Source organism: Sphingobium sp. B11D3A (genome assembly GCF_025961695.1).
Classification (GTDB): domain Bacteria; phylum Pseudomonadota; class Alphaproteobacteria; order Sphingomonadales; family Sphingomonadaceae; genus Sphingobium.
The window spans coordinates 826878-853721 of the sequence record NZ_JAOQOE010000001.1 but is presented as its reverse complement, the minus strand read 5'-3'; the positions used below and the strand labels follow the sequence as shown (position 1 = coordinate 853721).

The 26844-nt window shown below is 64.6% G+C and carries 24 protein-coding genes; 13 read left to right on the top strand and 11 right to left on the bottom strand.

Features of this window, described 5'->3' with window-relative positions; genetic code table 11:
- Nucleotides 1–81 precede the first annotated feature (81 nt).
- On the bottom strand, nucleotides 82–1776 hold the full coding sequence (leuA, locus tag M2332_RS04095) for a 2-isopropylmalate synthase (protein WP_264573073.1): 1695 nt from the start codon (nucleotides 1774–1776) through the stop codon (nucleotides 82–84).
- A 406-nt stretch (nucleotides 1777–2182) separates the two neighbouring features.
- Between leuA and M2332_RS04090 the strand changes: the two genes are divergently transcribed.
- The 6 genes from M2332_RS04090 to trxB all read left to right on the top strand — a co-directional run bounded on the left by M2332_RS04090 (nucleotide 2183) and on the right by trxB (nucleotide 7457).
- Entirely contained in the window at nucleotides 2183–3589 is a 1407-nt protein-coding gene (locus tag M2332_RS04090; protein ID WP_181559954.1) for a circularly permuted type 2 ATP-grasp protein, read from the top strand.
- 61 nt (nucleotides 3590–3650) lie between these two features.
- Nucleotides 3651–4583 (top strand): alpha-E domain-containing protein, encoded by a 933-nt coding sequence (locus tag M2332_RS04085; RefSeq protein WP_181559953.1) that lies wholly within the window; start codon nucleotides 3651–3653, stop codon nucleotides 4581–4583.
- A gap of 18 nt (nucleotides 4584–4601) precedes the next feature.
- Nucleotides 4602–5441, top strand: coding sequence for a transglutaminase family protein (locus M2332_RS04080; RefSeq protein ID WP_264573072.1), 840 nt, complete (start codon nucleotides 4602–4604; stop codon nucleotides 5439–5441).
- Between the two features lie 55 nt (nucleotides 5442–5496).
- Nucleotides 5497–6231, top strand: a complete 735-nt coding sequence (locus M2332_RS04075) for a peptidase (protein ID WP_264573071.1) — start codon at nucleotides 5497–5499, stop codon at nucleotides 6229–6231.
- A gap of 126 nt (nucleotides 6232–6357) precedes the next feature.
- A complete protein-coding gene (locus M2332_RS04070) occupies nucleotides 6358–6489 on the top strand; it encodes a hypothetical protein (RefSeq protein WP_264573070.1) in 132 nt (43 codons plus the stop codon).
- On the top strand, nucleotides 6486–7457 hold the full coding sequence (gene trxB, locus M2332_RS04065; protein WP_181559950.1) for a thioredoxin-disulfide reductase: 972 nt from the start codon (nucleotides 6486–6488) through the stop codon (nucleotides 7455–7457). Before M2332_RS04070 ends, trxB begins: the two co-directional genes overlap by 4 nt.
- 111 nt (nucleotides 7458–7568) lie before the next feature.
- Here trxB and M2332_RS04060 read toward each other — a convergent pair whose 3' ends face one another.
- Both M2332_RS04060 and M2332_RS04055 read right to left on the bottom strand, forming a co-directional pair.
- Nucleotides 7569–7865, bottom strand: coding sequence for a hypothetical protein (locus M2332_RS04060; protein WP_264570643.1), 297 nt, complete (start codon nucleotides 7863–7865; stop codon nucleotides 7569–7571).
- A gap of 183 nt (nucleotides 7866–8048) precedes the next feature.
- Nucleotides 8049–8354, bottom strand: coding sequence for a phosphopantetheine-binding protein (locus M2332_RS04055; protein WP_264572267.1), 306 nt, complete (start codon nucleotides 8352–8354; stop codon nucleotides 8049–8051).
- A 143-nt stretch (nucleotides 8355–8497) separates the two neighbouring features.
- Between M2332_RS04055 and M2332_RS04050 the strand changes: the two genes are divergently transcribed.
- The gene (locus tag M2332_RS04050) at nucleotides 8498–10042 is read left to right on the top strand and encodes an acyl-CoA ligase (AMP-forming), exosortase A system-associated (protein WP_264573069.1); all 1545 of its coding nucleotides are present in this window, start codon (nucleotides 8498–8500) and stop codon (nucleotides 10040–10042) included.
- A complete protein-coding gene (locus M2332_RS04045; protein ID WP_264573068.1) occupies nucleotides 10039–11292 on the top strand; it encodes a pyridoxal-dependent decarboxylase, exosortase A system-associated in 1254 nt (417 codons plus the stop codon). The genes M2332_RS04050 and M2332_RS04045 overlap by 4 nt, the downstream gene beginning before the upstream one ends.
- Nucleotides 11293–11298: 6 nt before the next feature.
- Here M2332_RS04045 and M2332_RS04040 read toward each other — a convergent pair whose 3' ends face one another.
- The 3 genes from M2332_RS04040 to fmt all read right to left on the bottom strand — a co-directional run bounded on the left by M2332_RS04040 (nucleotide 11299) and on the right by fmt (nucleotide 13488).
- Nucleotides 11299–11754, bottom strand: a complete 456-nt coding sequence (locus M2332_RS04040) for a hemerythrin domain-containing protein (RefSeq protein ID WP_264573067.1) — start codon at nucleotides 11752–11754, stop codon at nucleotides 11299–11301.
- A gap of 79 nt (nucleotides 11755–11833) precedes the next feature.
- Nucleotides 11834–12583: a tRNA pseudouridine(38-40) synthase TruA gene (truA, locus tag M2332_RS04035; protein ID WP_264573066.1), complete on the bottom strand. Its 750-nt coding sequence runs from the start codon at nucleotides 12581–12583 to the stop codon at nucleotides 11834–11836.
- A complete protein-coding gene (fmt, locus tag M2332_RS04030; RefSeq protein WP_264574888.1) occupies nucleotides 12580–13488 on the bottom strand; it encodes a methionyl-tRNA formyltransferase in 909 nt (302 codons plus the stop codon). The genes truA and fmt overlap by 4 nt, the downstream gene beginning before the upstream one ends.
- Before the next feature lie 65 nt (nucleotides 13489–13553).
- On the opposite strand from fmt, the gene recR reads away from it, so the two are divergent.
- A complete protein-coding gene (recR, locus tag M2332_RS04025; protein WP_264573065.1) occupies nucleotides 13554–14150 on the top strand; it encodes a recombination mediator RecR in 597 nt (198 codons plus the stop codon).
- Between the two features lie 103 nt (nucleotides 14151–14253).
- Entirely contained in the window at nucleotides 14254–14784 is a 531-nt protein-coding gene (gene def / locus M2332_RS04020) for a peptide deformylase (protein ID WP_264573064.1), read from the top strand.
- A gap of 108 nt (nucleotides 14785–14892) precedes the next feature.
- Here def and M2332_RS04015 read toward each other — a convergent pair whose 3' ends face one another.
- Both M2332_RS04015 and gltX read right to left on the bottom strand, forming a co-directional pair.
- Complete coding sequence (locus M2332_RS04015; protein WP_264570636.1) at nucleotides 14893–16179, bottom strand: citrate synthase; 1287 nt, start codon at nucleotides 16177–16179, stop codon at nucleotides 14893–14895.
- Between the two features lie 18 nt (nucleotides 16180–16197).
- Nucleotides 16198–17655 carry a glutamate--tRNA ligase gene (gene gltX, locus M2332_RS04010; RefSeq protein WP_264573063.1) on the bottom strand — a complete coding sequence of 486 codons (1458 nt, stop codon included), beginning with the start codon at nucleotides 17653–17655 and terminating at the stop codon, nucleotides 16198–16200.
- A gap of 92 nt (nucleotides 17656–17747) precedes the next feature.
- Here gltX and M2332_RS04005 point away from each other — a divergent pair, with 92 nt between their 5' ends.
- Nucleotides 17748–19841 (top strand): ComEC/Rec2 family competence protein, encoded by a 2094-nt coding sequence (locus tag M2332_RS04005; protein ID WP_264573062.1) that lies wholly within the window; start codon nucleotides 17748–17750, stop codon nucleotides 19839–19841.
- A gap of 24 nt (nucleotides 19842–19865) precedes the next feature.
- On the opposite strand, the gene lexA is transcribed toward M2332_RS04005, so the two are convergent.
- Complete coding sequence (lexA, locus tag M2332_RS04000) at nucleotides 19866–20570, bottom strand: transcriptional repressor LexA (protein ID WP_264573061.1); 705 nt, start codon at nucleotides 20568–20570, stop codon at nucleotides 19866–19868.
- Nucleotides 20571–20695: 125 nt separating this feature from the next.
- Entirely contained in the window at nucleotides 20696–21592 is an 897-nt protein-coding gene (locus M2332_RS03995; protein ID WP_264573060.1) for a bestrophin family protein, read from the bottom strand.
- Nucleotides 21593–21786: 194 nt separating this feature from the next.
- Here M2332_RS03995 and M2332_RS03990 point away from each other — a divergent pair, with 194 nt between their 5' ends.
- Both M2332_RS03990 and M2332_RS03985 read left to right on the top strand, forming a co-directional pair.
- Nucleotides 21787–22287: a GFA family protein gene (locus tag M2332_RS03990; protein WP_264573059.1), complete on the top strand. Its 501-nt coding sequence runs from the start codon at nucleotides 21787–21789 to the stop codon at nucleotides 22285–22287.
- A 142-nt stretch (nucleotides 22288–22429) separates the two neighbouring features.
- A complete protein-coding gene (locus tag M2332_RS03985) occupies nucleotides 22430–22777 on the top strand; it encodes a DUF6984 family protein (RefSeq protein ID WP_264573058.1) in 348 nt (115 codons plus the stop codon).
- 426 nt (nucleotides 22778–23203) lie between these two features.
- Here M2332_RS03985 and mfd read toward each other — a convergent pair whose 3' ends face one another.
- On the bottom strand, nucleotides 23204–26665 hold the full coding sequence (gene mfd, locus M2332_RS03980) for a transcription-repair coupling factor (RefSeq protein WP_264573057.1): 3462 nt from the start codon (nucleotides 26663–26665) through the stop codon (nucleotides 23204–23206).
- Between the last annotated feature and the right edge of the window lie 179 nt (nucleotides 26666–26844).

Genomic DNA, 26844 nt, shown 5'->3' with positions numbered 1-26844 from the left:
CGTAACCTGCGGGGGATATGAAAAACCCGGCCGGAGGGCTGCTTCGGCCGGGTTTATCGATGCTCTGAAGGATTGGGCGGGTCAGGCAGCCTTTGCTGCAGCATTCTGGCGGCGGTGATAGGCGTTCACGACCGACAGCACGGCCTTCACCGATGCCGTCGCCACGTCTTCATCCGTACCGACCCCGAAGAATGTGGTGCCATCATCGGTGCGGCATTCGACATAGGCCGCCGCGAGGACGTTGCCCCCGGTGCCGATGGCGTGCTCATTATAGTCGACCACGTCGAGCCCGATGCCGAGTTCATCGCGCAGGGCCGAGAGGACCGACGAAATCAGGCCGTTGCCCCGGCCCGATATGCTGCGCTCCGTGCCATCATGGACGATCTTGCCGGTGAACACGCGGTTCCCGGCGGGCCCGCTCTCGACATAATCGACCAGCGCATAGGGCTGCGCGCCGGTGAGGCAGTAATGCTGCTCGAACGCCTCCCAGATGTCGGCGGCATGCAGCTCACGGCTGGACTTGTCCGCCATGTCCTGCACCACCTTGGAAAAATCGCCCTGCATCCGCTTGGGCAGCTTGAGGCCCTTGTCCTGCTGCAACACCCAGGCGACGCCGCCCTTGCCGGACTGCGAGTTGACGCGGATCACGGCTTCATAGGAGCAGCCGATATCCGCCGGATCGATGGGCAGATAGGGCACGTCCCAGATCTCGTCATTGCGCTGTTCCTGCGCGGCGAAACCTTTCTTGATCGCGTCCTGATGGCTACCGGAGAAGGCGGTGAACACCAGATCGCCCGCATAAGGATGGCGCGGGTGGACGGGGAGCTGGTTGCAGTAGGTCACCGTCTGCACGACCTCTTCCATGTTGGAGAAGTCGAGGCCCGGCGAGACGCCCTGCGTGTAGAGATTGAGCGCCACGGTCACCAGATCGCAATTGCCGGTGCGCTCGCCGTTGCCGAACAGGCAGCCCTCGACGCGATCGGCGCCGGCCATCAGACCCAGCTCCGCCGCCGCCACGCCGGTGCCCCGGTCGTTATGCGGGTGCAGCGAGATGACCACGCTGTCGCGGTTCCGGATATGGCGGCAGAACCATTCGATCTGGTCGGCATAGATATTGGGCGTCGCGGCCTCGACCGTGGCGGGCAGGTTGAGGATCAGCGGCTTCTCTGGCGTCGGCTGGAGAATGTCCATCACTGCCTCGCAGCACTCCAGGCTGAAATCCAGTTCAGCGGTGGAAAAGGTCTCCGGGCTGTACTCGAACCGCCAATCGGTGTTCGGCTGCTTGGCGGCCTCGTCGCGAATGATCTTGGCGGCATCGACGGCGATCTGCTTAATCTGCGGCCGCTCCATGTTGAACACGATCCGCCGCCACGCCGGAGAGACGGCGTTGTAGACGTGGACGATAGCCTGGCGCGCGCCCTGCAGGCTCTCGAAGGTGCGCTCGATGAGGTCGCGGCGGGCCTGCGTGAGCACCTGGATGATGACATCGTCCGGGATGCGGCCCGATTTGACGAGGCCGGAGATGAAATCGAACTCGGTCGCGCCCGCCGAGGGGAAGCCGACCTCGATCTCCTTGAGGCCGACGCGGGTCAGCAGCTCGAAGAAGCGGGTCTTCTTCTCGGTATCCATCGGATCGATCAGCGCCTGATTGCCATCGCGCAGATCGGTCGAGAGCCAGCGGGGCGGCTGCGTGATCGTGCGCGAGGGCCACTGCCGGTCGGGCAGGTCCACTTGCGGGAAGGGACGATATTTCTGTGACGGGTCGCTCAGCATCATGGTTCGGACATTTCATTGTTCACAGCCAAATGCACGCAGGCGCTATCCATTTGCACTGATGAGGATCTGATTCTGTGGCTAAAAGGCCCTTAGGCGCAGCGGGCCGCCTGCGGCAACCGCTTGGGTATCGCGCCTAAGGGCGCGTAAGTCGCGTAAGGCGAAGGGCCAGCCAAAAGTCCATGCGCGCTCCCATGCACGGAAAATCACCATCCGTCCAGCATGAAGTAGGAAAACGGCGGTAATCGGCCATATTTTTCGCGGTGCGTCAATCCGCTGCAGCGCCTTGCCCAGATATTTTTAACCGCGCGGAACGCGATCGTCCCTCCCGCGATTTTTACTCTTGATTTTGAATTTCCCCGGCTCACTATGCTGCAATGCACAATAAGATAGAGAAACGCATACGCTGATGACATGTTCCGAGATGCTGGGTGAGGCTGGAGACGTTCGCGATTGTTACGCGGTGGTTCAGCAATGGGTGGATGAGACCGGCATCGAGGGGTTGCACCGACGATTGAGCGAGGCGGAAGCGATCTTCCGGCGCATCGGCATCACCTTTGCTGTGTACGGGGAGGGCGGCGACCCAGAGCGGCTTATTCCCTTCGATCTGCTGCCGCGCATCTTCACCGCTGCGGAATGGGCGCGCCTGGAAGCCGGCATTCGCCAGCGCGCGGCGGCGCTCAATGCCTTCCTGCTCGACGTCTATAATCGCGGCGAAATCATCCGGGCCGGGATCGTGCCGGGCGACATCGTCTATCAGAACAAGGCCTACAAGCCGGAGATGGCCGGCTTTACCCCGCCGGGCAGGGTCTACAGCCATATCGTCGGCATCGACATCGTTCGCACCGGTCTCGATGATTTCATGGTGCTGGAGGATAATTGTCGCACGCCCTCGGGCGTCTCCTACATGCTGGAAAATCGCGAGATTATGACGCGGATGTTCCCGGAGCTGTTTGCCCGGCAGCGGGTTGCGCCGGTGGACGATTATCCGAGCCAGCTTCTGCGCTCGCTGCAGGAGGTGGCGCCGCCCGCCTGCAAGGGCGTGCCGCAGGTCGTGGTGCTTACCCCCGGTTCGTTCAACAGCGCTTATTATGAGCACAGCTATCTGGCCGACCTGATGGGCGTCGAGTTGGTCGAGCCGGCCGATCTCTTCGTGGAAGACGGGCTGGTCTTCATGCAGACCACGCGCGGCCCCCGCCGGGTGGATGTGATCTACCGGCGCATCGACGATGATTTCATCGATCCACTCGCTTTCCGGCCCGATAGCCTGCTGGGCGTGCCGGGGCTGTTCAATGCCTATCGCGGGGGCGGCGTAACGCTCTGCTCCGCGCCCGGTGCGGGCATCGCGGACGACAAGGCGATCTACGTCTATGTGCCGGAGATGATCCGCTTCTATCTGGGCGAGACGGCGATCCTGCAGAATGTGCCGACTTGGCAATGTTCCAAGCCGGACGATTTCGCTTATGTGATGGACCATCTCCCCGAGTTGGTTGTGAAGGAAGTTCACGGCTCGGGCGGTTATGGGATGCTGATCGGCCCCAAGGCCAGCGCGAGCGAGATCGAGGCTTATGCTGGGCGCATCCGCGCCAATCCCTCCGAGTTCATTGCGCAGCCGACGCTCGACCTTTCGGCCGCGCCCACACTCGGGCCGGTCGGGCTGGTGCAGCGCCATGTCGATTTCCGGCCCTTCTGCCTTGTCGGCAAGGAGATCAGGCTGGTGCCGGGAGGCTTGACGCGGGTTGCGCTGGCGGAAGGATCGCTGGTGGTGAATTCAAGCCAGGGCGGCGGCGTCAAAGACACGTGGGTGCTGCGGTGAGGGGGGCTGCGATGAGAGAGGCCGTTTGCGGCATGCAGGCCCAACCAAAGGGAGGCCACCCATGCTGAGCCGGACCGCCGAAAATCTGTTTTGGATGGCCCGCTACATGGAGCGCGCCGAAGCCACTGCGCGATTGCTCACCATGGGGCAGCGGATGACCATCCTCCCCGGCGCGACGATGCGCGACGAGTGGCGCTCGGTCGTGCAGGTCACCGAGTGCGAGGATGTGTTCGGCAAGGATGCCATCATCCGCGAGAGCGACATCGTCGAACATCTCATCCTGAATGCCGATAACCCTGCTTCCATCCGCGCCTGCCTCGCGCGGGCACGGCAGAACGGCAAGTCGGTGCGTACCGCCCTCACGCAGGAGATGTGGGAAGCGCTCAACGAGGGCTGGCGCAAGCTCGAAACCTATGGGGTCAACGATGCGCGCCGCGAGTTCGCCGAGATCATCGACTGGGTGAAGACCCGCGCGATGATCTTCCGGGGCGCGACCGAGAGTGGCCAGTTGCGCAACGAGGGGCATGATTTTCTGCGCGTCGGTGGCGCGCTGGAGCGGGCGCAGATGACGTTGCGGTTGCTGGACGTCAAATATTACGTCCTGCTGCCGGAGACCGAAGTGGTCGGCGGCCACCGCGACCATTATCAATGGACTTCGGTGCTGCACGCTCTGTCGGGCAGCCGCGCCTATCACCATGTCTATGGCGGCTCCTACACGCCGGCGCAGATCACGGACTTCTTGATGCTGAACCGCCAGTTTCCGCGCAGCACGCTCTATTGCTTCGACCAGATCGCCTATCGGCTGCAGCGGCTGGCCAGCTGGCATGGCCAGCGCACGCCGGCCAATTTGCGCAGCGAGGAGATGGTGGAGACGCTCGCGCAGGCCAATAGCGGAGATATTTTCCGCCGGGGCTTGCACGAAACCGTCCAGAGCAAGATTGTCCAGTGCAACATGCTTGGGCACGAAATCGCACAAGCCTATCATTTCGGCTGAGCGGGAGGCGACCGGGCCATGCGGATCACGATCCGTCACGAGACTGTCTATCGGTATGAGGAGGAGGCTGGCGGCGTGGTCATGCGCCTGCGCCTGTTGCCCGCGACCAGCAACGCGCAAACCGTCGAGCAATGGACGGTGACAGCGAACGGCCAGCCCATCGAACGCTGGATCGTCAACGGTTATGGCGATGCGGAGGCCGTGTGGCGCGCGCCCGGACGGGTCGACAGCGTCACGATCCTGTCAGAAGGGACAGTGCGGACAGTCGATTGCGCCGGTGTGCTCAAGCCTGCCGATGGGGCAGTGCGGCCCCAGCTGTTCCTGCGCGCGACGCCGCTGACCGAGATCGACGCGGCGATTGCCGATCTGGCCCAGCGCGCGCGACGGGAGGAGGGCGTGCTCGCCAGCCTCCACGCCCTCTCCGATCTGGTGCACGAGGAGATCGAATATCGATCCGGCAGCACCAGCATGGAAACCACGGCCGCGCAGGCCTTTGCCCAGAAATCGGGGGTGTGCCAGGATCAGGCGCATGTCTTCATTGCAGCGGCGCGCAGCCTGTTGATCCCGGCCCGCTATGTGGTGGGCTATCTGCGGGACGACGAGCGGCCGGATAGCGACCATGAGCCCCATGCCTGGGCGGAAGCCTGGGTAGAGGGGCTGGGCTGGATCGGGTTCGATATTACGCTGGGCCTCTGCCCGGTAGAGGGGCATGTGCGCCTGTGCTGTGGCCTTGATGCCGCAGATGCCGCGCCGATTCGGGGCGTGATGATCGCAGGGGGCGAAACCGCATTGTCGCACGACGTGCAGATTGCCAGTCTGCCATCTGAGGATACCGCACAATCCCAGACGCAACAGTGAGTCGGGCGGGCGGCTCGGTGCGGGCATGAAAAAGGGGCATAAAATGACGTATTGCGTGGCATTGCGGGTCGAGGCCGGCCTGGTGATGCTCTCTGACACGCGGACCAATGCCGGGCTCGACAATATCGGCATGTTCCGCAAGACCTTCACTTATGAGCGCCCCGGCGAGCGGGCGATTGCGCTGCTGTGTTCCGGAAGCCTTTCGGTCACGCAGGAAGTGCGCACCAAGCTCTCCCGCGCCATGAAGGACGCGGTCGACAATCCCGAGGTCGAGACCCTGCTGAACTGCGCCACCATGCACCGCGCCGCGCATCTGGTCGGCGAGGCGATGAAAGCGGTTCAGAAGGAAATGCGAGAGGGGATGAGCGGCACCAGCCCCTCACTGAGTGCCAGCATCCTGCTGTGCGGGCAGCGCAAGGGCGGCAAGCCCCGCCTGTACCTGGTCTACTCGCAAGGCAATTTCATCGAAGCGACGGCGGACACGCCCTTCTTCCAGATCGGCGAGCACAAATATGGCAAGCCGATCCTCGACCGGATGATCAAGCCGACCACGTCGCTGTCGGATGCTGCCAAGGCGGTATGCGTCTCCATGGATTCGACGCTGCGCTCCAACCTGTCGGTCGGGATGCCGCTCGATCTGAGCATCATCCCACGCGATCAATATGAGTTCAGCGTCCGTCGCCGAATCGAAGCAGACGACCCGGAATTCTCGACCATTTCCCGGCAATGGGGAGAGGTGCTGAAGTCCGGCTTTGATTCGCTGCCCTCGATGATCGGCGCGGGATCCTGAAGACTTTAGCCCCTCCTCTTCAGAGGAGGGGTTGGGGTGGTGCAGCAACGCTTCTGTTATCCACCGCGGGTGTGATGCTGGCGCATCGCCACCACCCCCGGCCCCTCCTCTAAAGAGGAGGGGAGGTTGGAAAAGCCCAACCTCGTCGCCCAAGCATTGAGTTCCGCGTCGCACACCCTAAATGCGAATGACAATCGCCACCCCGTGCTGGCGCATAAACAACCCTATCTCTCCGCGAAGGAAGACATCGACCCATGACCGCCACGCACAGCTCGCGCATGATCATTCTCGGCTCCGGGCCGGCCGGTCTTTCGGCCGCCATCTACGCCGCGCGCGCCGGCATGGCGCCGATTGTCGTGCAGGGGATGCAGCCGGGCGGTCAGCTGACTATCACCACCGATGTCGAGAATTATCCCGGCTTCCGCGAGGTCATTCAGGGCCCGTGGCTGATGGAAGAGATGCAGGCGCAGGCCGAGCATGTCGGCACGCAGATGATGTACGACCAGATCGTCGACGTCGACCTCAGCAAGCGCCCGTTCAAGCTGACTGGCGACGGCGGCACCGAATATTATGGCGATACGCTGGTCATCGCGACCGGCGCGCAGGCCAAGTGGCTGGGGCTGGAGAGCGAGCATCTCCTGCAGGGCAAGGGCGTCTCGGCCTGCGCGACCTGCGATGGCTTTTTCTATCGCGGCAAGAAGGTGGTGGTGATCGGCGGCGGCAACACCGCAGTCGAAGAGGCACTGTACCTCACCAATCACAGCCATGATGTGACGCTGATCCACCGCCGCGACAGTCTGCGCGCGGAAAAAATCCTGCAGGATCGCCTGTTCGCCCATCCCAACATCAAGGTGGTGTGGAACAAGGCCGTCGAGCGGTTTGTCGGCGGTGGCGATCCGGAAGGTCTCGTCGGTGTCGATCTGATCGATACCGAGACGGGCGAGAAGAGCCATATCGAGACGGACGGCGCGTTCGTCGCCATCGGGCACAAGCCGGCAACCGAGCTGTTCGAGGGCAAGCTGCCGCTCGATGAAGGCTATCTGGTCGTCGAGAAAGGCACGAGCCGTACCAGCATTCCGGGCGTGTTCGCGGCCGGCGACGTGACGGACAAGATCTACCGTCAGGCGGTGACGGCGGCCGGCATGGGCTGCATGGCGGCGCTAGATGCCGAGCGGTTCCTCGCGGAAGCCGACTTTGAATCTCAGCGCGAGCATGTGCCGGCCTGATCGCGGCATCACGGTGAACTAGAATGTGAAAAGCCGGGCGACCGCGAAGGTCTGCCCGGCTTTCCTTTGTCTTGAGCCTGAGCGCGAGCCCAGACGGGTCACGCGGCGCGATTAGCGCGAGGCAACCTTGGTCAGCGGCGTCTCGTTCAGCAGGACCGCATCCTTCACGCGGAAGGATACCGGCATGCCGTTGGCGCTGCCGATCACGCGGCCCTTGGCGACGGTGAGACGGAAGGTCGAGCCGGGCGTTGCGCGGCCCTCGATCACCCGGCGGCTGTCGCCGAGTTCGGTGACGGTGTAGGTGTAGCTGACGCCTTCATGCGTGAAGGTCTTCTCAGCCTCTTTCGCGTGGCCGGGTGTGACGACGGCAAACGAAAGCAGTGCGGCGGCAAAAAAAGCATTTTTCACGAACAGTCTCCTTTGTCAGTTGCAAAAGAGCCTTGCTCGGCATCCCATGTTCTTCCGTGGTCATAGTGCTGCGCTGCACCATGGCTCACAAACGCAAAAAGCGGCGGAGCGATTGCATTTGATGCAAACCGATGACGCGGTGCAGCGCTACGTGCGAAAAGCGGATACGGAGGAGTACGCCTGTCAGGCGGCGCGGCTGTCCAGTTTGCGGCTCAGCATGGCGGCCAGACTGCCGAATGTCTCGAAGCTGTCCATATCCACATCATCATCATCGATGACGATATCGAGCCGATCCTCAAGATCGGTCAGCAAGGTGGCGACAGCCATGGAATCCAGTTCCGGCAGCGACCCGAACAGACCCGTGTCGGCGTCGAACAGATCGACACGCTGCGGGGAGAGCCCGAGCACATCCACGAGCGATGCGCGCAACGCATCGCTGGCCGCGCTGTTGGAGGCGCCATTGCCCTCTCGATCCTGGCTCGTCTGCATCATCGGGCCCCTAGCGGGTCGATATCATTTTGGAAAGCATGGCGATGCGGGGCCGGGCCGATCTTGCCCGACTGTTGCGGCCGATCCACGTTCGCAACGCGCGCGCCTATTCATGCCTTGAAAGAACATGATATGGGCGGAGGATGCTACCGCCCCTCGACCATCTGACACAGCAGGGCGATCCGACTGCCATTGCTCTGGCGGGCAAGCTCGGCGCGATCGATTATGCGACGATGGAGCAGATGGTGGGGCGGCTCGCGCACTGTCTCGCCGCGCGTATGGAGGGGGCAGGCGCGTCCGGCGGCAGTCGGGTGGCGGCGTGGCTGCCCAAGGGCCTTCTGGCGGCATTGCTGCCTCTGGCCGTGGTGCGGGCCGGGCATGTCTATGTGCCGATCAATCCGCTGCTCAAGCGGGCGCAGGTTGCCCATATCGTGCGGGATAGCGGCGCGGCGATGCTGATCTCACAGCCCGCGCGGCTGGGGACGCTGGAGCCAGGCGATCTGGCTGAGGCTGTGGCGCGCGTGGAAGAGGCCGCGCTGCTCGCTGCGATGGAGGATGCGGACGCCGCGACGTTGCCGCCCGGCACGGGGCGCCCCGACGATCTGGCCGAGATTCTCTACACATCGGGTTCGACCGGGCGACCCAAGGGCGTGATGCTCAGCCACGCCAATCTGATGATTGGCGCGCGGTCAGTGGCCGGCTACCTCGGTCTCGATGCGACGGACCGTACTCTCGCGCTCCTGCCGCTCAGCTTCGACTACGGGCAAAACCAGCTGCTCTCGACATGGTGGGCCGGCGGATGCGTGGTGCCGCTGGATTATCTGCTGCCGCGGGAGGTCGCGAAAGTCGCAGCCGGGCACGCGATCACGACGCTGGCCGGCGTCCCGCCGCTCTGGGTGCAGTTGACCGAGATCGACTGGCCACCAGAGGCGCGCGCTGCCTTGCGCCGCCTCACCAACAGCGGCGGGGCGCTCACGCGTCCGCTGATCGCACGCTTGCGCGAGACATTCCCCGGTGTGGACGTGTTCGCCATGTACGGGCTGACCGAGGCGTTTCGCTCCACCTATCTCCCTCCCGACCTGCTGGATCGCCACCCGGACAGTATCGGCCAGGCGATACCGGACGCGGAAGTGCTCGTCGTGCGGGCTGATGGCACTTTGACGGACGATGATGAGCCTGGCGAACTGGTTCATAGCGGCCCGCTGGTGGCGCAAGGCTATTGGCAGGATGCAGCACGGACGGCGGAGCGATTCAAGCCGGCGCCGGCAGCGTCTACCTATGGTGGCATGGCGGTGTGGTCCGGCGACACCGTGGTGCGCGATGGCGAGGGCTTGCTGCGCTTCGTCGGCCGGGACGACGCGATGATCAAGAGCGCCGGCAATCGCATCAGTCCCAGCGAGGTAGAGGAGGCGGCGGTGGCCGTCGCGGGCGTGGCCGAAGCCTGTGCGCTTGGTCGCGCGGATGAGCGCCTTGGCCAGGCCATCGTGCTGTTCGTGCGGGCGGAAGCGGCATTATGCGAGACCGATCGCGGCTCGCTCGGTGAGCGTCTGTCCGCGCAGTTGCGGCAGACGCTGCCCAATTTCATGCAACCGGCGGAGATCAGGATTTTGTCGCAGATGCCGCGTAACCCCAATGGCAAAATCGACCGCGTGGCGCTCGCCGCGCTGGCCGGGGAGGGCGGCGCATGACGCCGCTCAAGCCCAAGCCGATGGGGCCGATTCCGCCTGGCTATGAGAGCGAGGGGGGCATGCTGCTCGTCGGCCGACAGGGCGTGGCCGCGCTGATCGATCAGATCGGAGAGACGCCGGCCTTTCTCTATGACGCCGGCAAGCTCCGCCAGCGCGTGGCGGCTCTGCGGGCGGCCATGCCGGCCGGGGTCGACCTTCATTATGCGATGAAGGCCAATCCCTTCGCGCCGCTTCTCTCACTCATGGCGGGGCTGGTGGACGGGTTCGACATTGCCTCCGCCGGAGAACTGGAGATGGCGCGGGTAGCCGGGATGGCCGGCAGCCGGATCAGCTTCGCGGGGCCGGGCAAGACCGACCGGGAGCTGGGCGACGCCCTTGCGGCGGGCGTGACGATCAACCTGGAGTCGGAAGGCGAGGCCGAGCGCGCACTCACGCTGGCTGCACGCGCCAATATCCGGCCCCGGCTCGGGGTGCGCGTCAATCCTGATTTCGAGCTGAAGGGCTCGGGCATGCGGATGGGCGGTGGCGCGCGGCCCTTCGGCGTGGATGCCGATCGTGCGGCCGCACTGACCCGCCACCTGATCGCGGCAGGAGCGGAATGGCGCGGTTGGCATGTCTTTGCGGGGTCGCAATCGCTGGATGCGCACGCCATCGTTGCGGCCCAGTCGGCCACGATGGATCTGGTCGCGCGCTTGTCGGAGGAGGTGGGGCTAAGCCCGCCGCTGGTCAATCTCGGCGGTGGCTTCGGGGTGCCTTACTTCCCCGGTGATGCGCCGCTTAACCTCTCCATTATCGGCGACGGGCTGGGCGGTCTGCTGGCCGACCGTCCCGCGATCCTGCGCGAGAGCCGATTCGCGCTTGAACTGGGGCGCTTTCTGGTGGCGGAAGCCGGCATTTACCTCAGCCGCGTGATCGACGTGAAGCAAAGCCGCGGAGAGACTTTCGCCGTGGTGGATGGCGGCCTGCATCATCAGCTCGCGGCCAGCGGCAATTTCGGTACGGTGGTCCGCCGCAATTACCCGATTGCGCTGGCAAACCGCTTCGATGAGCCGCCGGCGAGCGAGCCGGTCCATGTGGTCGGGTGCCTCTGCACGCCGCTGGATCGGCTCGGCGATGCTGTGATGCTCCCGCCTGTCGCGGTCGGCGATCTCGTCGCGCTGTTCATGGCCGGCGCCTATGGCGCGAGCGCCAGCCCGGCGGCCTTTCTGGGCCATGCCCCGGCCGCCGAGTTGCTGGTCGAAGAGGATTGATGCGCGTCAGGCGGCTGATGCCTGATCGGGCGCAATCCCGATCCCACTCAGGCCCTGCGACTCCAGATAGGCCGGATAGAGCATCTGCTCTTCCCGCTGGATGCGGTCGACCAGAGCCTCCAGCGCGGGCCTGAGGGCGGCGCGAAAGGCCTCGGGCTCCTGGAAAATCCGACAGTCTGGCCAGGCCTTCATCAGATCGGCCCATAGATCGCCCAGATGCCCGGTCTCTGCATGATATTGCGAGGCGAGCGTGGCGATCCTGCCGTTGCCGCTGGCGCGCAGGGCCGGATAGACGTGCTTGTCCTCCTTGGCGAGATGGCGGATCAAGATGCGGTTCAACTTGCTGCGCAGCGCGATCAGTTCGCCCACCTCCGCGCCGGATCGCTGCGTCGCCGGGCTCGTGACTTGCTGGCACAGCTCGAGCAGCGCCATATGTTCAGCCTGAAGATACCCCAATTCCATGTCTTAGCCTGCCTCACGACACCGCTCGCATGTCCATCTGAGCATCCAATCTGCGCCCGGGAGCTTTAACAATGTGTTGTCAGGCGGTTAGGGGATAGTCCGCCGCAATGAAATAAAGGCCGTCCGGCGGGGCATTGTGCCCCAGCGCCGCGCGATTGCGCGCGTCCAGCGCCGCCTTGAGGTCATCGGGCGACCATGTGCCAGTGCCGACCAAGGCAAGGCAGCCCACCATCGAGCGGACCTGATGATGAAGGAAGCTGCGGGCCTTGGCGTGGACGGTGATGCGCTCGCCGACGCGCACGACATCAAGACGGGCGAGGGTGCGGTGGGGGCTGTCCGCCTGACATTGCGCGGAGCGGAAGGTGGTGAAATCATGTCGGCCGACCAGTGCCTGCGCGGCCTCGTGCATCCGCTCGGCATCCAGCACTTGTGGCACACGCCAGACAAGGCCGCTCTCGAATGTGAGCGGCGCGCGGCGGTTAAGGATGCGATACTCATAGGCGCGCGCGACGCAGGAGAAGCGGGCGTGCCAATCCTCCGGCACGATGTGGCAGGTCAGAATGGCGATCGGCTCGGGCCGCAGATGGGCATTGAGCGCTTCCATCAGCCGAAAAGGCGTGATCGCCTTGTCCAGATCGACATGCGCCCGCATGCCGAGGGCATGGACGCCGGCGTCAGTCCGCCCGGCGCAATGGACGATCGGCGCGCCGCCGGCGATGCGGCCCAGCGCTTCCTCGATACATTGCTGCACGCTCGGGCCATGGGCCTGGCGCTGCCAGCCCATATAGGGTCGCCCGTCATATTCGACCGTGAAAGCGAAGCGGGTCATTCCAAGAGGGTGCCGGCCGGAATGGCAGTGCCGCGCAGCAGATCGGCGGTTGCCATGGCGCCCTTGCCGGCGCGCTGGATGAGGGTGGGGCGCAGCGAGCCCTGCTCACCGCACCCGATCAGCAGACCCTCGTCAAGCACGGTTCCTGCGGGGCCGGGCTGAGAATCGACTGAGGCAGCCAGAACCTTGTAGCGCTCGCCCTTGTGCGCGAACCATGCGCCCGGGGCGGGGTTGAAGGCGCGAACCTGCCGTTCGGCCGCGACCGGCCCGGCGGTGAAATCGAGGTGGCTCTCCGCCTTGTCGATCTTGGCCGCATAGGTCACCCCATCCTCGGGTTGGACGATCGGCGGATAGGCTCCGATCTGATCGAGCACCTGGACCATCAACGCGGCCCCGACATGCGCCAGTTCATCGGTCAGCGCGCCGGCGGTCTTGCCGTCCACGGGCGTGCTGACCTTCGCCAGCATCGGCCCGGTGTCGAGACCCTTGGCCATCGCCATGATGGTGACTCCGATGCGCTCGTCGCCTGCGAGGATGGCACGCTGGATCGGTGCAGCGCCGCGCCAGCGGGGGAGCAGGGAGGCGTGGACGTTGAGGCTGCCGAGCCGCGGGGCATGGAGGACCGGGATCGGCAGGATCAGCCCGTAGGCGGCGACCACGGCGACGTCCGCCTCGAAAGCATCGAAGACGTCCTGTTCCGCCGCGTCATTCAGGGAGAGGGGCGTTCGCACCGGCAGGCCCAGCGCCTCCGCTCTGGCTTGCACCGGGCTCGGGCGAGGCGCCTTGCCCCGACCTGCCGGCCGGGGTGGCTGCGTATACACCGCCACGACGGAATGGCCGGCCGCGGTCAGCGCATCGAGCGTCGGTACCGCGAAATCCGGCGTTCCCATAAAGACGATCCGCAAAGGCTCTTTCATGCGGCCCTCTGAAACGCTTGTATCATCGCAGCGCAAGCCCTTATTTGGCAGTCATGTCCTCGCCAGAGATCGACGCGCTCACGCAGGCGCTTGCCCGGCTGCCCGGCCTTGGCCCGCGTTCGGCACGGCGGGCGGTGCTGCATCTGCTGCAGCGGCGCGATGCGGCGATGGTGCCGCTGCTGCGCGCGCTGGAAAGCGTGAGCGAGCGGATGGTGCATTGTTCGGTCTGCGGCAATGTCGACACCATCGATCCCTGCGCCATCTGCGCCGATCCCCGCCGCGATGCCCGCGCTTTGTGCGTGGTGGAGGATGTGGCGGACCTCTGGGCGCTGGAAAAGTCGCGCCTGTTTCCGGGGCGGTTCCATGTGCTGGGTGGCCGGCTCTCCGCGCTGGATGGCGTGCGGCCGGAAGACCTGTCGATCGCCAGCCTTGTCCAACGCGTCGCCGATGGCGGCATCGATGAAGTGGTGCTGGCGATGAACGCCACGCTGGAGGGGCAGACGACGGCCCATTACATCGCAGAGCGGCTGGAGTCCTATCCGGTGCGGCTGACGCAACTGGCCCATGGCGTGCCCGTCGGGGGCGAACTCGATTATCTCGATGAGGGCACCCTGGCGCAGGCGCTGCGGGCGCGGCGGCCGATCAGTTGAGGGGCGGATACGCGGGCAGATCCTGCCGCGTTCGATCAGCCTGATCGGAACAAAGCGTTAACAACGGCTTGATCTCGCGCCTTGGCTTCCATATCTGGACAGCATGGCCATTAGACCGATCCTTGAGACCCCGGACCCGATTCTGCGGACGATTTCGACGCCTGTCGAGGCGATCGACGATGATTTGCAGACGCTGATCGATGACATGTTCGACACCATGTACGATGCGCCGGGTATCGGGCTGGCGGCTATACAGGTCGGCGTGCCCAAACGGGTGCTGGTCATCGATCTGCAGGAGCCCGAGTCCGATGAGGAAGGCGCACCGCCGGTCAAGAATCCGCTGGTGTTCATCAATCCGGAGATCCTTGATGGGTCTCCGGAAAGCTCGGTCTATAATGAGGGCTGTCTCTCCGTGCCGGATCAATATGCCGAGGTCGAGCGGCCAGCGCGCATCCGCGCCAGCTGGATGGATCGGCAGGGGCGGATTCATGAGGAAGAGCTGGAAGGGCTGCTCGCGACCTGCCTGCAGCACGAGATGGACCATCTCGAAGGCATTCTGTTCATCGACCATCTGTCTCGCCTGAAGCGGGACATGCTGCTCAAGAAGCTTGCCAAGACCCGCAAAGCCGCCTGAGCTTCCGCGCCCATTGCGGCGCGGCTTGGTTTTCGAAATTGACCGGCAAGAAAAAAAGGGGCGCTTCGGGCGCCCCTTTTACTAATCCGTGAATAAGCCAGCTGAGGCTCAGCGCTTGTCCATCGGGACATAATCGCGCTGCGTCGGGCCGGTGTAGAGCTGACGGGGACGGCCGATCTTCTGCTCTGGGTCCGAGATCATCTCGTTCCACTGCGCGACCCAGCCGACGGTGCGGGCGAGGGCGAAGAGCACCGTGAACATGTCCGTCGGGAAGCCGATCGCCGACAGGATCACACCCGAGTAGAAGTCCACATTCGGGTAGAGCTTCTTCTCGATGAAATATTCGTCGTGCAGCGCGATCTGCTCCAGCTCGCGGGCGACGTCGAAGATAGGGTCGCTGACGCCAAGCTTGTCCAGCACTTCCTTGGCGGTCGCCTGCATCACCTTCGCGCGGGGATCGTAGTTCTTGTACACGCGGTGGCCGAAGCCCATCAGGCGGAACGGATCGTCCTTGTTCTTGGCGCGTGCGATGTAGGACGGGATGCGATCCACGGTGCCGATCTCGCGGAGCATGTTGAGCGCCGCTTCGTTGGCGCCGCCATGCGCCGGGCCCCACAGGCAGGCGATGCCCGCCGCAATGCATGCAAACGGATTGGCGCCCGAGGAGCCGGCCAGGCGCACGGTCGAGGTGGAGGCGTTCTGCTCGTGATCGGCATGCAGGATGAAGATCTTGTCCATCGCCGCCTCTACGACGGGATCGACCACATATTCCTCAGCCGGGACCGAGAAGGTCATGCGCAGGAAGTTGCCGGTGTAGCTCAGGTCATTGCTCGGATAGACGAAAGGCTGACCGACCGAATATTTGTAGGCCATGGCCGCGAGCGTCGGCATCTTGGCGATGAGACGGTGGCTTGCGATCATCCGCTGGTGCGGATCGGTGATGTCCGTGGAGTCGTGGTAGAAGGCCGACAGCGCGCCGACCACGCCGCACATGATCGCCATGGGGTGCGCATCGCGACGGAAGCCGCGGAAGAAGGTGGAGAGCTGCTCGTGCACCATCGTGTGGCGGGTGATCGTCCGCTCGAACAGCTCGAACTCGTCCTTTGAGGGGAGCGAGCCGCGCAGCAGCAGATAGGCCACTTCCATGAAGCTCGACTGCTCGGCGAGCTGATCGATGGGATAGCCGCGGTGAAGGAGCACGCCCTCATCACCATCGATATAGGTCAGCGCCGAATCGCAGCTCGCCGTAGAGGTGAAGCCGGGATCATATGTGAACATGCCCGTTTGGGCATAGAGCTTGCGAATGTCGATGACCTTAGGGCCGACGGAACCTTCGACGACCTTACATTCGAGATCCTTGCCCTCGACGGTCATTTTGACTGTGCTGTCGCTCATTCCTTCACCCCTTATTGCTCAAATTTGTGGTCCGGACCCGGAAGCCTGGAGGAGTCCGGCCTGATCCTGCAGGCGGCCCAAGGTTTCGTCCCGACCAAGATGGAGTAGCACGTCGAAAATACCGGGCGACGTCGTGCGACCCGTTAACGCAACGCGCAGTGGCTGTGCAATCTTTCCAAGGCCAAGGCCAGCCTCTTCCGCGATTGCGCGGATGGCGGCCTCAAGCGCCTCAAGCGACCAATCGGGCAGCGCATCCAGCCGCTCGACCACAGTGCCGAGCAGGGCGCGGGCATTCTCGTCGAGCAGTTTGGCGGCAGCCTCTTCGACCGTGAGCGGGCGCTTGGCGAAGAGGAAGGCGGCGCCGTCGGTCAGTTCCACCAGCGTCTTGGCGCGGGGCTTGAGCGCGGGCATGATCGCCGCAAGCTGGTGCAGCCGGGCCTGGGCCGCCGCATCGTCGTCCAGCGGATCCATCCGCTCGGCGACGAGCAGAGCGAGGCGACCGTCATCGGCCTCGCGAATGTAATGGCCGTTCAGACTTTCGAGCTTCTTGAGGTCGAATCGCGACGGCGAGCGACCCACGCCCGGCAGATCGAACCACTCGACGGCCTGCTCGCGGCTGATGATCTCATCATCGCCATGACCCCAGCCGAGTCGCAGCAGATAGTTGTTCACCGCCTCGGGCAGCATGCCCAGCTCGTCACGATAGGCATCGACGCCCATGGCGCCATGCCGCTTGGATAACTTGGCACCATCCTGCCCGTGAATCAGCGGGATGTGCGCATAGACCGGCTCGGGCCAGTCCATCGCGCGGATGATGCCGAGCTGGCGGAAGGCGTTGTTGAGATGGTCATCGCCACGGATCACATGAGTGACGCCCATGTCATGATCGTCCACGACGACGGCCAGCATATAGGTGGGCGTGCCGTCCGAGCGGAGCAGGATCATGTCGTCCAGCTCGGCATTCTGCACGACCACACGGCCCTGCACGGCATCTTCGATGACGGTTTCGCCCTCGCGGGCCGCCTTCAGGCGAATGACATAGGGGGCATCACCGCCTTCGGAGGGATCGCGGTCGCGCCAGCGCCCGTCATAGCGCATCGGCTGACGCGCGGCGCGTTGCTGCTCGCGCAGGGCTGCCAGCTCTTCGGGAGTCGCGAAGCATTTATAGGCATGGCCGGCATCGAGCAGGGCGTTGGCGACCTCGGCATGGCGTGCCGCACGCGCGAACTGGAAGACCGGTTCGTCATCGCCTGCAAGGCCCAGCCAGCTCAAGCCATCGAAGATCGCCTCGATTGCGGATTCGGTCGAGCGGGCGCGGTCGGTATCCTCGACGCGCAGTAGGAACTTGCCGCCGTGGTGACGGGCGAAAAGATAGTTGAACAGCGCCGTGCGTGCGCCGCCAATGTGGAGATATCCCGTAGGCGAGGGGGCAAAGCGGGTGACGACCGTGCCTGTTTGTTTCCGTCCTTCTGCCACGCTATGCCTGCTTTTCCCTTATGTCGCGGGTGGGTTTCCTAGTGAACGAGAATGCCCCTAGCACGCCTTTTCCGGCTCGACAAATACCGTTGTTGCGCCGCAGCAGTGTCTGGTTGGGACGGCTTCATGCCCGAGCGGAATCGGTGCTGGAGGCTGAGCGGGCGCAACTCCCACTGTGGGTGCCGATCCTGCTGGGCGCCGGGATTATCGCCTGGTTCACCCTGCCTGCGCCACCGCAGTGGATGGCGTGGATCGCCTTCTGGCTGGGCGTCGCCGCCGCCTTTGGCGCCGTGGGGCGCGGAGGACGCTTGCCCGCTGCGCTCGCCGTTGGCGCGGTGCTGCTGGCGGCGGGCTGTCTGCTGATCTGGGCCAAAGCGCTTCTTGTTGCGCAGCCGCCACTTGCGCGCGCCGCGGTGGTGGAGATGGAGGCTCGAGTCCTCTCGGCAACGCCCTTGGCTGCCCGGGGACTGGTGCGGCTGGAGGTCGCGCCGCTGTCGCGGCCCGATCTGCCGGCGCGGGTCCGCATCAACGCGGCGCCCGATCAGATGGCAGAGGAGATTGCCGCAGGGGACCGCATTGCCGTCCGAGCGCGGCTAATGCCGCCTGCACCGGCTGCCCTGCCGGGCGCTTATGATTTTGCGCGGACGGCCTATTTTTCCGGCCTCGGCGCTACCGGGCGGGCACTCGGCAAAGTGCAGCGCCTCGATGCGGCAACCGCTGGCGGGGATGCGCGCGCGACTCTCGCCCACCACATCGCCGTGCGGTTGCCGGGACCGGAAGGGACGATCGCGATCACGCTCGCCACGGGCAATCAGAACTGGATCAGCGAGGCGGATGCGGACGCGATGCGGCGCAGCGGGCTTGCCCATCTGCTCTCGATCAGTGGCTTGCACGTCTCCGCGCTGATCGGCGGCGTGATTCTCATCATGGTCAGTCTGCTTGCGCTGTCGCCGGCCCTCGCGCTGCGCTGGCCGGTGCTGATGATCGCCGCCTGCGTGGGCGGCGCGGCGGGCATCGGCTACACTGTGTTCACCGGGGCGCAGGTGCCGACGATCCGCTCCTGCATTGCCGCCTTGCTGGTGATCGCGGGCATGGCTCTGGGCCGCGAGGCAATCGGGCTGCGCTTGATCGCGACCGGCGCGCTGATCGTGATGATCTTTTGGCCTGAGGCTGTCATCGGCCCCAGCTTCCAGATGAGCTTCGTTGCCGTGACCGCAATCGTGGCGCTTTACGAATATCCCCCCGCACGGCGGCTGTTCGAGCGACGCGACGAGGGGCGGATAAAGCGCTGGACCCGCAGCCTCGGCGCCTTGCTGGCGACCGGGCTGCTGGTCGAGCTGGTGCTGACGCCGATTGCCTTTGCCCATTTTCATCGCTCGGGCCTGCTTGGCGCGGCGGCCAATATGATCGCCATTCCGCTCACAAGTTTCGTGGTGATGCCGGCTGAGGTGCTCGCGCTGGTGCTCGACGCTGTGGGGCTGGGGGCGCCGGTCTGGTGGGTGGTCGGTGTGGCGCTCAAGTTCCTGCTGTGGATTGCGCATACTATCGCCAGTCAGCCCTTTGCGACGCTATCGCTGCCCGTCTCCAGCGGACTGGCCTTTGCGCTCGCCATGATCGGCCTCTTGTGGCTGATGCTCTGGCACACGGCGCTGCGTTGGTGGGGCCTGCCTCTGACGGCGCTAGGCTTTTTCCTGACATTTCTGGCACCGTCCGCCGACGTGCTCGTCACCGCCGACGGCCATCATGTGGCGGTGCGCCTGCGCGATGGGCGCATGGCACTGCTGCGGGACCGAAGCGGGGACTATGTTCGCACGACTCTGGCTGAAGCGAGCGCCTATGACGGTGAGTTTGCGTCCCTCGCGCAGGCGCCGGACACGGGATGCACGCGGGACATGTGCGCGATGACATTGCCGGGCCGTGCTGACCAGCCGCCGGTTCACCTGCTGATCAGTCGCTCGCGCCTGCTCGTTCCCTATCCCGAGTTGGTGGCCGCCTGCGCGCAGGCCGATCTTGTGATCGCTGACCGGCCCCTGCCGCCGGGATGTGTGCCGCGCTGGGCAAAGCTGGATCGGCCTGCGCTGAATGCCATGGGCGGTGCACTGATCCTGCTCGACAGTCGGGAGATCGTGCCGGGCCACGACCCGCGCAGCCGCCATCCCTGGATCGCGGGCACCGGCTCGCGCTAGAGCCGGCGTCCCATATCGCCCGCCTCAGTTATAGCGCCGCAAGAGCCCTGCGAGCCGGCCCTGAATGCGCACCTGCCGCGCCTCATAGGTTTGGGGCTCATGGTCGCGATTGGCAGGATCGAGCCGCACCTTGCGGCCGTCATGATGGAAATATTTGAGCGTCGCTTCATTCTCGTCGATGAGGGCCACGACGATCTGGCCATCGCGCGCCGTTTCGGTCCGCTGGATCAGCGCGAAGTCACCGTCAAAAATCCCTGCTTCGATCATCGAGTCACCGGAGACTTCTAGCGCGTAATGATCGCCGGCGCCCAGCAACGCGGCCGGGACCGGCAACATGGTGTCGCTCTCCATCGCCTCGATGGGAAGACCGGCAGCGATGCGCCCATGCAGCGGAATTTCGATCACGTCATTGGCGGCGATGGAGATCGTCCGCGCCGGCGCGGTGGCCGCCTTGCGCAGCGGGGTCACGTTGGTGGCCGCCGCCGGCTCTTCCGTCCGCTCTGCCACGGGCATACCATCCGGCAGTTTGAGGATTTCGAGCGCCCGCGCGCGATTGGGCAGCCTGCGGATGAAGCCGCGCTCTTCCAGCGCGCTGATCAGCCGATGGATGCCGGACTTCGACTTGAGGTCCAGCGCCTCCTTCATCTCCTCGAAACTGGGCGAGACGCCACCCTGATCGAGATGCTGCTTGATGTAGCTGAGCAGTTGCTGTTGCTTGGCGGTCAACATGAGTGGTTCCCCAATATGGAACGGACGGAGAACGTTTAGGAAACGAATCGAGCCACGTCAACACGGATCGGCCAAATATCTCAGGTCTCGGTGGCTGGCGTGTCGTCCCACGCACGGGCGAGCGATCAGGTCAGGATGTGCTGGTCAGGCGCGATGGGTGCGGGAAGATCGGTCGCGCCGAGGCGGGCGAGCATTTCGCGTTCGACCGTCCGTGTCATCGCATCGAGCGGCAAGTCGTTGGGATCATAGCCGAACGGGTCTTCCAGCTGATCGCCCAAGGCGTCCAGCCCGAAGAAGGTATAGCTCGCCACCAGCACCGGAATGAGGGCCCACCAGCCCAGCGAGCCCGCCAGCGCGAAGGGCAGCAACAGGCAGAAGACGTAGGTCGTGCGGTGGAGAATGAGCGAATAGGTGAACGGAACCGGCGTGCTGGCGATCCGCTCACAGGCCGCCTGCACATCGCTGAGCGCCTTGAGTTGGCCCTCGATGAGCGAATGATGGATCGGGTTGATCCGCCCGTCTGCGGACAGGCGCAGGCAGTGCGCGCCCATCTCGTAGAGTACGGTGTCGGTCGGGTTCGGGGAGGTGCGCCACGGTCCATCGTTCACCCACCGGCCGATCGCGGCAGCCTCGTCGTGCTGACGCAGGCGGGCAGCAAGACCGTTGGTGAAGCCGCAGACGCCGCGGAGCAGCGGGGCGCGCTCCTCCTCAGGCAGCGAGGACGTGAGCCGTGCGAAGGAGCGGCTCGCGATGATCAGCGCCCCCCATTGCTTGCGGCCCTCCCACCAGCGATCATAACAGGCACTGTTGCGGAAACTCATGAAGATGGAGAGCGACAGGCCGATCAGGGCGAATGGAATGCCGCTGATCTGCGCGAATAGCCCTGGCCAGGCGCGCGCTGCCAGAATGGCCGCCACGCTGGCCACGGCGATGCCTGCCAGCCGATGCTGGATATGCGGCATGATCGTGCCGCGATAGGCGAACAGCACTTCGAGCAAGCCAAGGCGGTTGCGAACGATCACGGGCGGACATCTCCTGCCAGGGCACGCGGCCACCGGACATGGGCCGGGCACCGGGCGCGCTCGCCATGCGGAGGATGCGCGCGCAGATCAAGGATTAAGTGGCCGCAAGGGGAAGCGCGCAATGGGCGCTGAGGGAACCGGCGGGGAGGGCAGCGGTTCAGCTTGACAGACGATCACTACAAGAGGACCGTGCCATGCCCCTCAAGCTCGAAGGTTCCTGCCGATGCGGCGCCGTGCGCTTTTCCGTCGACAGCCATGCGCCGGTGCCCTTTCTGCGCTGTTATTGCTCGATCTGCCGCAAGACCGCCGGCGGTGGCGGCTATGCCATCAATCTCCACGCCGACAAGCGCACGCACAAGGTGGAAGGCGAGACCGCCGTCTATCACGCTGCGCTGGACGATGGCGGCGGTGGGGGCGAGGGCGGATGCCGCGTCAGCACCGGCGAGCGGCACTTCTGCCCGGCCTGCGCGAGCGCGCTCTGGGTGTTCAGCCCAGAGTATCCCGACCTGCTCCACCCTTTCGCTTCCGCGATCGACAGCGATTTGCCCAAGCCGCCGTCGCTGGTGCACATGATGCTCGGATCAAAGGCGAATTGGGTCGAGCCGCAGATCGGGTCGGATGACCAGTGCTTCGACGGCTATCCAGACGAGGGGCTGGAAGACTGGCACCGGGCGCATGGGCTATGGATTGAGTAGGACGGCTCGGGCGGGACGCTTCCAGGGGCGGCCGTGAAGTGGGTTGGTGGCAAGAACGTCAGCTATCATCGGCAATCTTAAAACCTGCCTGTCCAGATACCATGTCATTGCAGTCAATATTGAATCCCTTATTTGACGTTAAATGCACTCTGCACCTCGCCCTCTTAAGCCTGAAGAGCGGGCGTTGGTTGCCTACCTTTGGGAGGTGAACGAGTGCAGTAACGCCCTACCGCCTGAGCTTCTCGTTGAGGAGATGGATGATGGCGGGATGGGAAGCCTGTCATTTGTATCGCAAAAGCTCGAACGCACATATGGAGGCGAGGCTGGCTCTTGCGGCTTTTACGACGAAGATGGGATGCAAGTTAGGGTTGGGTTGATTCTGGACCAAGACGGGGATCTGTACGAACTTGATCTTTGGACGGTTGATTTCAGCCCACTTATCAAAATCCCTGAGCCTTGTTCATTCTTCGACAAACGCGCTCCGGCTTGAGCGGCCGCTTCCCACGCTAGAACATGTCGTTCACCGATCCTTCGTCACCGCTTCAAAGCGGCTACGGCTGTGGTCCGACGTTGGTGTTGAACACGGACTAATCAGGCGCGACGCCATTGTCGGAATTCCCTCCGTTCGTCCTGAGTAGCTGCTGAGCTTGTCGAAGCGGCGTATCGAAGGACCGGCCCGTGCACTGGGATGCTTCGATACGGCTCTTCGATACGCGCCTGCTGCGCACCTCGGATCCTACTCAGCAGGAACGGTGAAGCTAGAAGAAGGCCGGCATCTGCAGCTTTTTTCTATCGATAGGAGCCATGATGACTCCTCAGCGTCGAGGAAAGCTGCCCAGCCGGTGTCTCTGCTTCGACCCTCCGGCGCCGTCCCGTTACATGCCCCACATCGCGCGCTTTCGCGCTAATCCGCCCTTCACCCAATACTCTTTGCCAACCCCTGGCTCAGCTTCAGCGCCCCATTCAGCCGTGCCTTGGGGTCGCCCCAGGCGCGCTGGATGACGAGTTTGCTGTCGGGCCGCAGCTTGGCGATGACGCCGAGTTTCTGAACGTAGCCGATGAGGCCCGGGAGATTGCGGCACTGGTCGTTCTGGAAGCTCACCAGCGCGCCGCGCGGGCCGATGTCGATCTTGGCGATGCCCGCCTTGCGGCAATTGAGCTTCACGTCGATCAGCGTCAGCAGATTCTGGGTCGGGTCCGGTAGGGGGCCGAAGCGGTCGATCAGTTCGGCGGCGAAGGCCTCGATGGCGCCCTTGTCCTCCAGCTCGTTGATGCGGCGATAGAGGCCCATGCGCAGGTCGAGATCCGGCACATAATCCTCCGGGATCATGATCGGCGCCTCGACATTGATCTGCGGTGAGGACTTGTCCGGTGCCGGGGCGAGCGCGGCACCGCCCGCCTTGGCTTCCATGATCGCCTCTTCCAGCATCGACTGGTAAAGCTCGAAGCCGACCTCCTTGATGTGGCCGCTCTGCTCGTCACCGACGAGATTGCCCGCGCCGCGAATGTCGAGATCATGGCTGGCGAGCTGGAAGCCGGCGCCCAGCGTATCGAGATCGGACAGGACTTTCAGCCGCTTTTCGGCGGTTTCCGTCGTCAGCCGGTCGGCCGGGGTTGTCATATAAGCATAGGCGCGCGTCTTGGATCGGCCCACGCGGCCGCGCAACTGGTAGAGCTGGGCGAGGCCGAAACGGTCCGCGCGATGGATGATGATGGTGTTGGCGCTCGGGATGTCGAGACCGGATTCAACGATGGTCGTTGAGAGCAGCACATCATATTTGCGCTCGTAGAAGGCGGACATGCGCTCCTCGACCTCGCTGGCCGACATCTGGCCATGGGCGGAAATGGCGCGCACTTCGGGCACCTTTTCTCGGAGGAAATCCTCCATGTCCGGCATGTCCGAGATGCGCGGCACGACGAAATAGGTCTGCCCGCCGCGATAATGCTCGCGCAGCAGCGCCTCGCGAAGCACCACGTCATCCCACGGCATGACATAGGTGCGCACGGCGAGGCGATCCACCGGCGGCGTCTGGATGACGGACAGCTCGCGCAATCCGCTCATCGCCATTTGCAGCGTGCGTGGGATCGGCGTGGCGGTGAGGGTGAGGACGTGGACGTCCGCCTTGAGCTGCTTGAGCCGCTCCTTGTGAACGACGCCAAAGCGCTGCTCCTCATCCACGATCACCAGCCCGAGCCGCTCGAACTCCAGCCCCTTGGTCAGCAGGGCATGGGTGCCGATCACGATGTCAATGGTGCCGTCGGCCAGGCCATCCTTTGTCGCTTTGGTCTCGGTGGTGCCGACAAGGCGGGAGAGGCGCCCGACCTTGAGCGGGAAGCCGCGGAACCGCTCCTCGAAATTGAGGTGATGCTGGCGGGCGAGCAGGGTTGTGGGGCAAATGAGCGCGACCTGCGCGCCGGCCATCGCGGCGACGAACGCGGCGCGCAGCGCGACCTCCGTCTTGCCGAAGCCGACATCGCCGCAGACCAGCCGGTCCATCGGCTTGCCGGCGGCCAGATCGTCCAGCACATCGCTGATCGCGCGATCCTGATCTTCGGTTTCCTCATAGGGGAAGCGGTCGACGAAGGCGGGATAGCCGGCGCTCTCCGCCTCATAGGCAGGGGCGGCCCGCAAGGCGCGCTGGGCGGCGGTGGCGAGCAGCTCTCCGGCGATCTCCCGGATGCGCTCCTTCATCCGCGCCTTGCGGCGTTGCCAGGCCTCGCCGCCAAGCTTGTCGAGCGACACCGCATCCTCGCCCGAACCGTAGCGCGAGAGCACGTCGAGATTCTCGACCGGCACGTAGAGCTTGTCGCCGCCGGCATAAGCCAGCGCCACGCAGTCATGCGGCGATTTGCCGACCGGGATCGAGGTCAGGCCCTCATAGCGCCCGATGCCATGATCGACATGGACGACAAGATCGCCTGGGGTGAGCGTGGTGAGTTCCGCGAGGAAGGCGTCCGCGCTCTTGCGCCGCTTCTGACGCCGCACCAGACGATCGCCGAGCATGTCCTGCTCGGTCAGCACTTCCAGTTCGGTATTGGCAAAGCCGTGATCGAGCGGCAGCACGGCCAGCGCCACGCGGCCCGCGGGCGCGCCGAGCGCTTCCTGCCAGCTATCGACCAGTGTGACCCCCCGCACGCCGTGGTCTTCCAGCAAGCCCTTCAGCCGCTCGCGCGCGCCGATGGAGTAGCTGGCGATGATGCGCTTGCGGCCCTTGCGCTGGCTTTGTTCCAGATGCTTGGCCACCGCCTCATAGACATTGCCGCCCTGCGCCCGCTCCGGCGCGAAGTCGCGGGCGCTGTCCACGCCGAAATCGAGCACATGGGCGCTCTCGGGCTCGTGGAAGCTGGAGGTGAGGTGGATCGGTAGCGCCTCGATACTTTGCGCCCATTGATCGGCAGTCAGATAGAGCTGGTCGGGCTGCAGCGGGCGATAGCTGCCCGGCGAGGCCGCCGCGGCGGTTGTGCGATTGGCGTGATAATCACGGATCGCCTCGAAGCGAGCCTCGGCCGCGCCAGCAGTGCCGGCCTCGCGAATCCACAGCGTGCCCTCCGGCAGATGTTCGGCGAGCGGGACGAGCCGCTCCTCGAACAGCGGCAGCCAATGCTCCATGCCGGCTAGACGTCGGCCATCGCTCACCGCCTGATACAGCGGGTCACCCGTGGCGGTCGCGCCGAACATCTCGCGATAGCGGCTGCGGAAGCGCTTGATGCTCTCCTCATCGAGCAGCGCTTCGGAGGCGGGCAGCAGCATGAAGCCATCGACCGCCCCGGTGGTGCGCTGGGTCGCGGGATCGAACCGGCGCAGCGTCTCGATCTCGTCGCCGAAGAAATCGAGCCGCAGCGGGCCGGGTTCGCCCGAGGGATAGAGATCGACGATGCCGCCGCGCACCGCATATTCGCCGGCATCATGCACCGTATCGGTGCGGACATAACCGTTGGATTGAAGCAGGCTGACCAGCCGGTCGATGGCGATCCGCTCGTTCGGAGCCAGGCGGGCGACCATCTGGCGGATGCGGAAAGGCGTCAGCGTCTTCTGCGTGACAGCGTTGACGGTGGTGATGACCAGCTGCGGCCCTTTAGGCGTGCCCTGCAGGGCGTGCAGGCCGGCCAGCCGCTCGGATGCCGCGCGCAGCGAAGGCGAGGCGCGGTCGTAAGGCAGGCAATCCCAGGCCGGAATGCTCACCACCTCCAGCTCTGGCGCGAAATAATGCACGGTCTGCGCTATCGCGTCCGCCATCTGGCCATCGGCGGCGATGAAGCAGGTGCGCTCCTTCGCCGCGCGGGCGAGGTCCGCCAGCAGAACCGGCAGGAACCCCGCAGGCACGCCGGACAGGGTGAGCGGCGCCTTGGCCGAGAGGATGCGGGATATGTCAGTCATTAGTGTGTTCGACTCTGCCTTCCGTTCGTGTCGAGCCCTTCGACTGCCCGCAGGGCGGGCGCTCAGGATAAACTTCAGCCAGAGGCTGAAGTCGAGACACGGGTAGCACTATAGGGGCGGTATTATCCTGGGGGTTCTCGACTACGCTCGAACCGAACGGAGGTGGCGGGGCATGAGAG

What these genes read in the sequence shown, in the direction of transcription:
- M2332_RS03990 (WP_264573059.1), top strand. Translation starts at nt 21,787, where the DNA reads ATGCCCCTCAAGCTCGAAGGTTCCTGCCGATGCGGCGCCGTGCGCTTT.
- M2332_RS04015 (WP_264570636.1), bottom strand. Translation starts at nt 16,179, where the DNA reads ATGAGCGACAGCACAGTCAAAATGACCGTCGAGGGCAAGGATCTCGAA.
- M2332_RS04090 (WP_181559954.1), top strand. Translation starts at nt 2,183, where the DNA reads ATGACATGTTCCGAGATGCTGGGTGAGGCTGGAGACGTTCGCGATTGT.
- M2332_RS04055 (WP_264572267.1), bottom strand. Translation starts at nt 8,354, where the DNA reads ATGCAGACGAGCCAGGATCGAGAGGGCAATGGCGCCTCCAACAGCGCG.
- truA (WP_264573066.1), bottom strand. Translation starts at nt 12,583, where the DNA reads ATGACCCGCTTCGCTTTCACGGTCGAATATGACGGGCGACCCTATATG.
- M2332_RS04050 (WP_264573069.1), top strand. Translation starts at nt 8,498, where the DNA reads ATGCTACCGCCCCTCGACCATCTGACACAGCAGGGCGATCCGACTGCC.
- mfd (WP_264573057.1), bottom strand. Translation starts at nt 26,665, where the DNA reads ATGACTGACATATCCCGCATCCTCTCGGCCAAGGCGCCGCTCACCCTG.
- lexA (WP_264573061.1), bottom strand. Translation starts at nt 20,570, where the DNA reads ATGTTGACCGCCAAGCAACAGCAACTGCTCAGCTACATCAAGCAGCAT.
- leuA (WP_264573073.1), bottom strand. Translation starts at nt 1,776, where the DNA reads ATGATGCTGAGCGACCCGTCACAGAAATATCGTCCCTTCCCGCAAGTG.
- recR (WP_264573065.1), top strand. Translation starts at nt 13,554, where the DNA reads ATGTCCTCGCCAGAGATCGACGCGCTCACGCAGGCGCTTGCCCGGCTG.
- def (WP_264573064.1), top strand. Translation starts at nt 14,254, where the DNA reads ATGGCCATTAGACCGATCCTTGAGACCCCGGACCCGATTCTGCGGACG.
- M2332_RS03985 (WP_264573058.1), top strand. Translation starts at nt 22,430, where the DNA reads ATGCACTCTGCACCTCGCCCTCTTAAGCCTGAAGAGCGGGCGTTGGTT.
- M2332_RS04080 (WP_264573072.1), top strand. Translation starts at nt 4,602, where the DNA reads ATGCGGATCACGATCCGTCACGAGACTGTCTATCGGTATGAGGAGGAG.
- trxB (WP_181559950.1), top strand. Translation starts at nt 6,486, where the DNA reads ATGACCGCCACGCACAGCTCGCGCATGATCATTCTCGGCTCCGGGCCG.
- M2332_RS04040 (WP_264573067.1), bottom strand. Translation starts at nt 11,754, where the DNA reads ATGGAATTGGGGTATCTTCAGGCTGAACATATGGCGCTGCTCGAGCTG.
- M2332_RS04045 (WP_264573068.1), top strand. Translation starts at nt 10,039, where the DNA reads ATGACGCCGCTCAAGCCCAAGCCGATGGGGCCGATTCCGCCTGGCTAT.
- M2332_RS04085 (WP_181559953.1), top strand. Translation starts at nt 3,651, where the DNA reads ATGCTGAGCCGGACCGCCGAAAATCTGTTTTGGATGGCCCGCTACATG.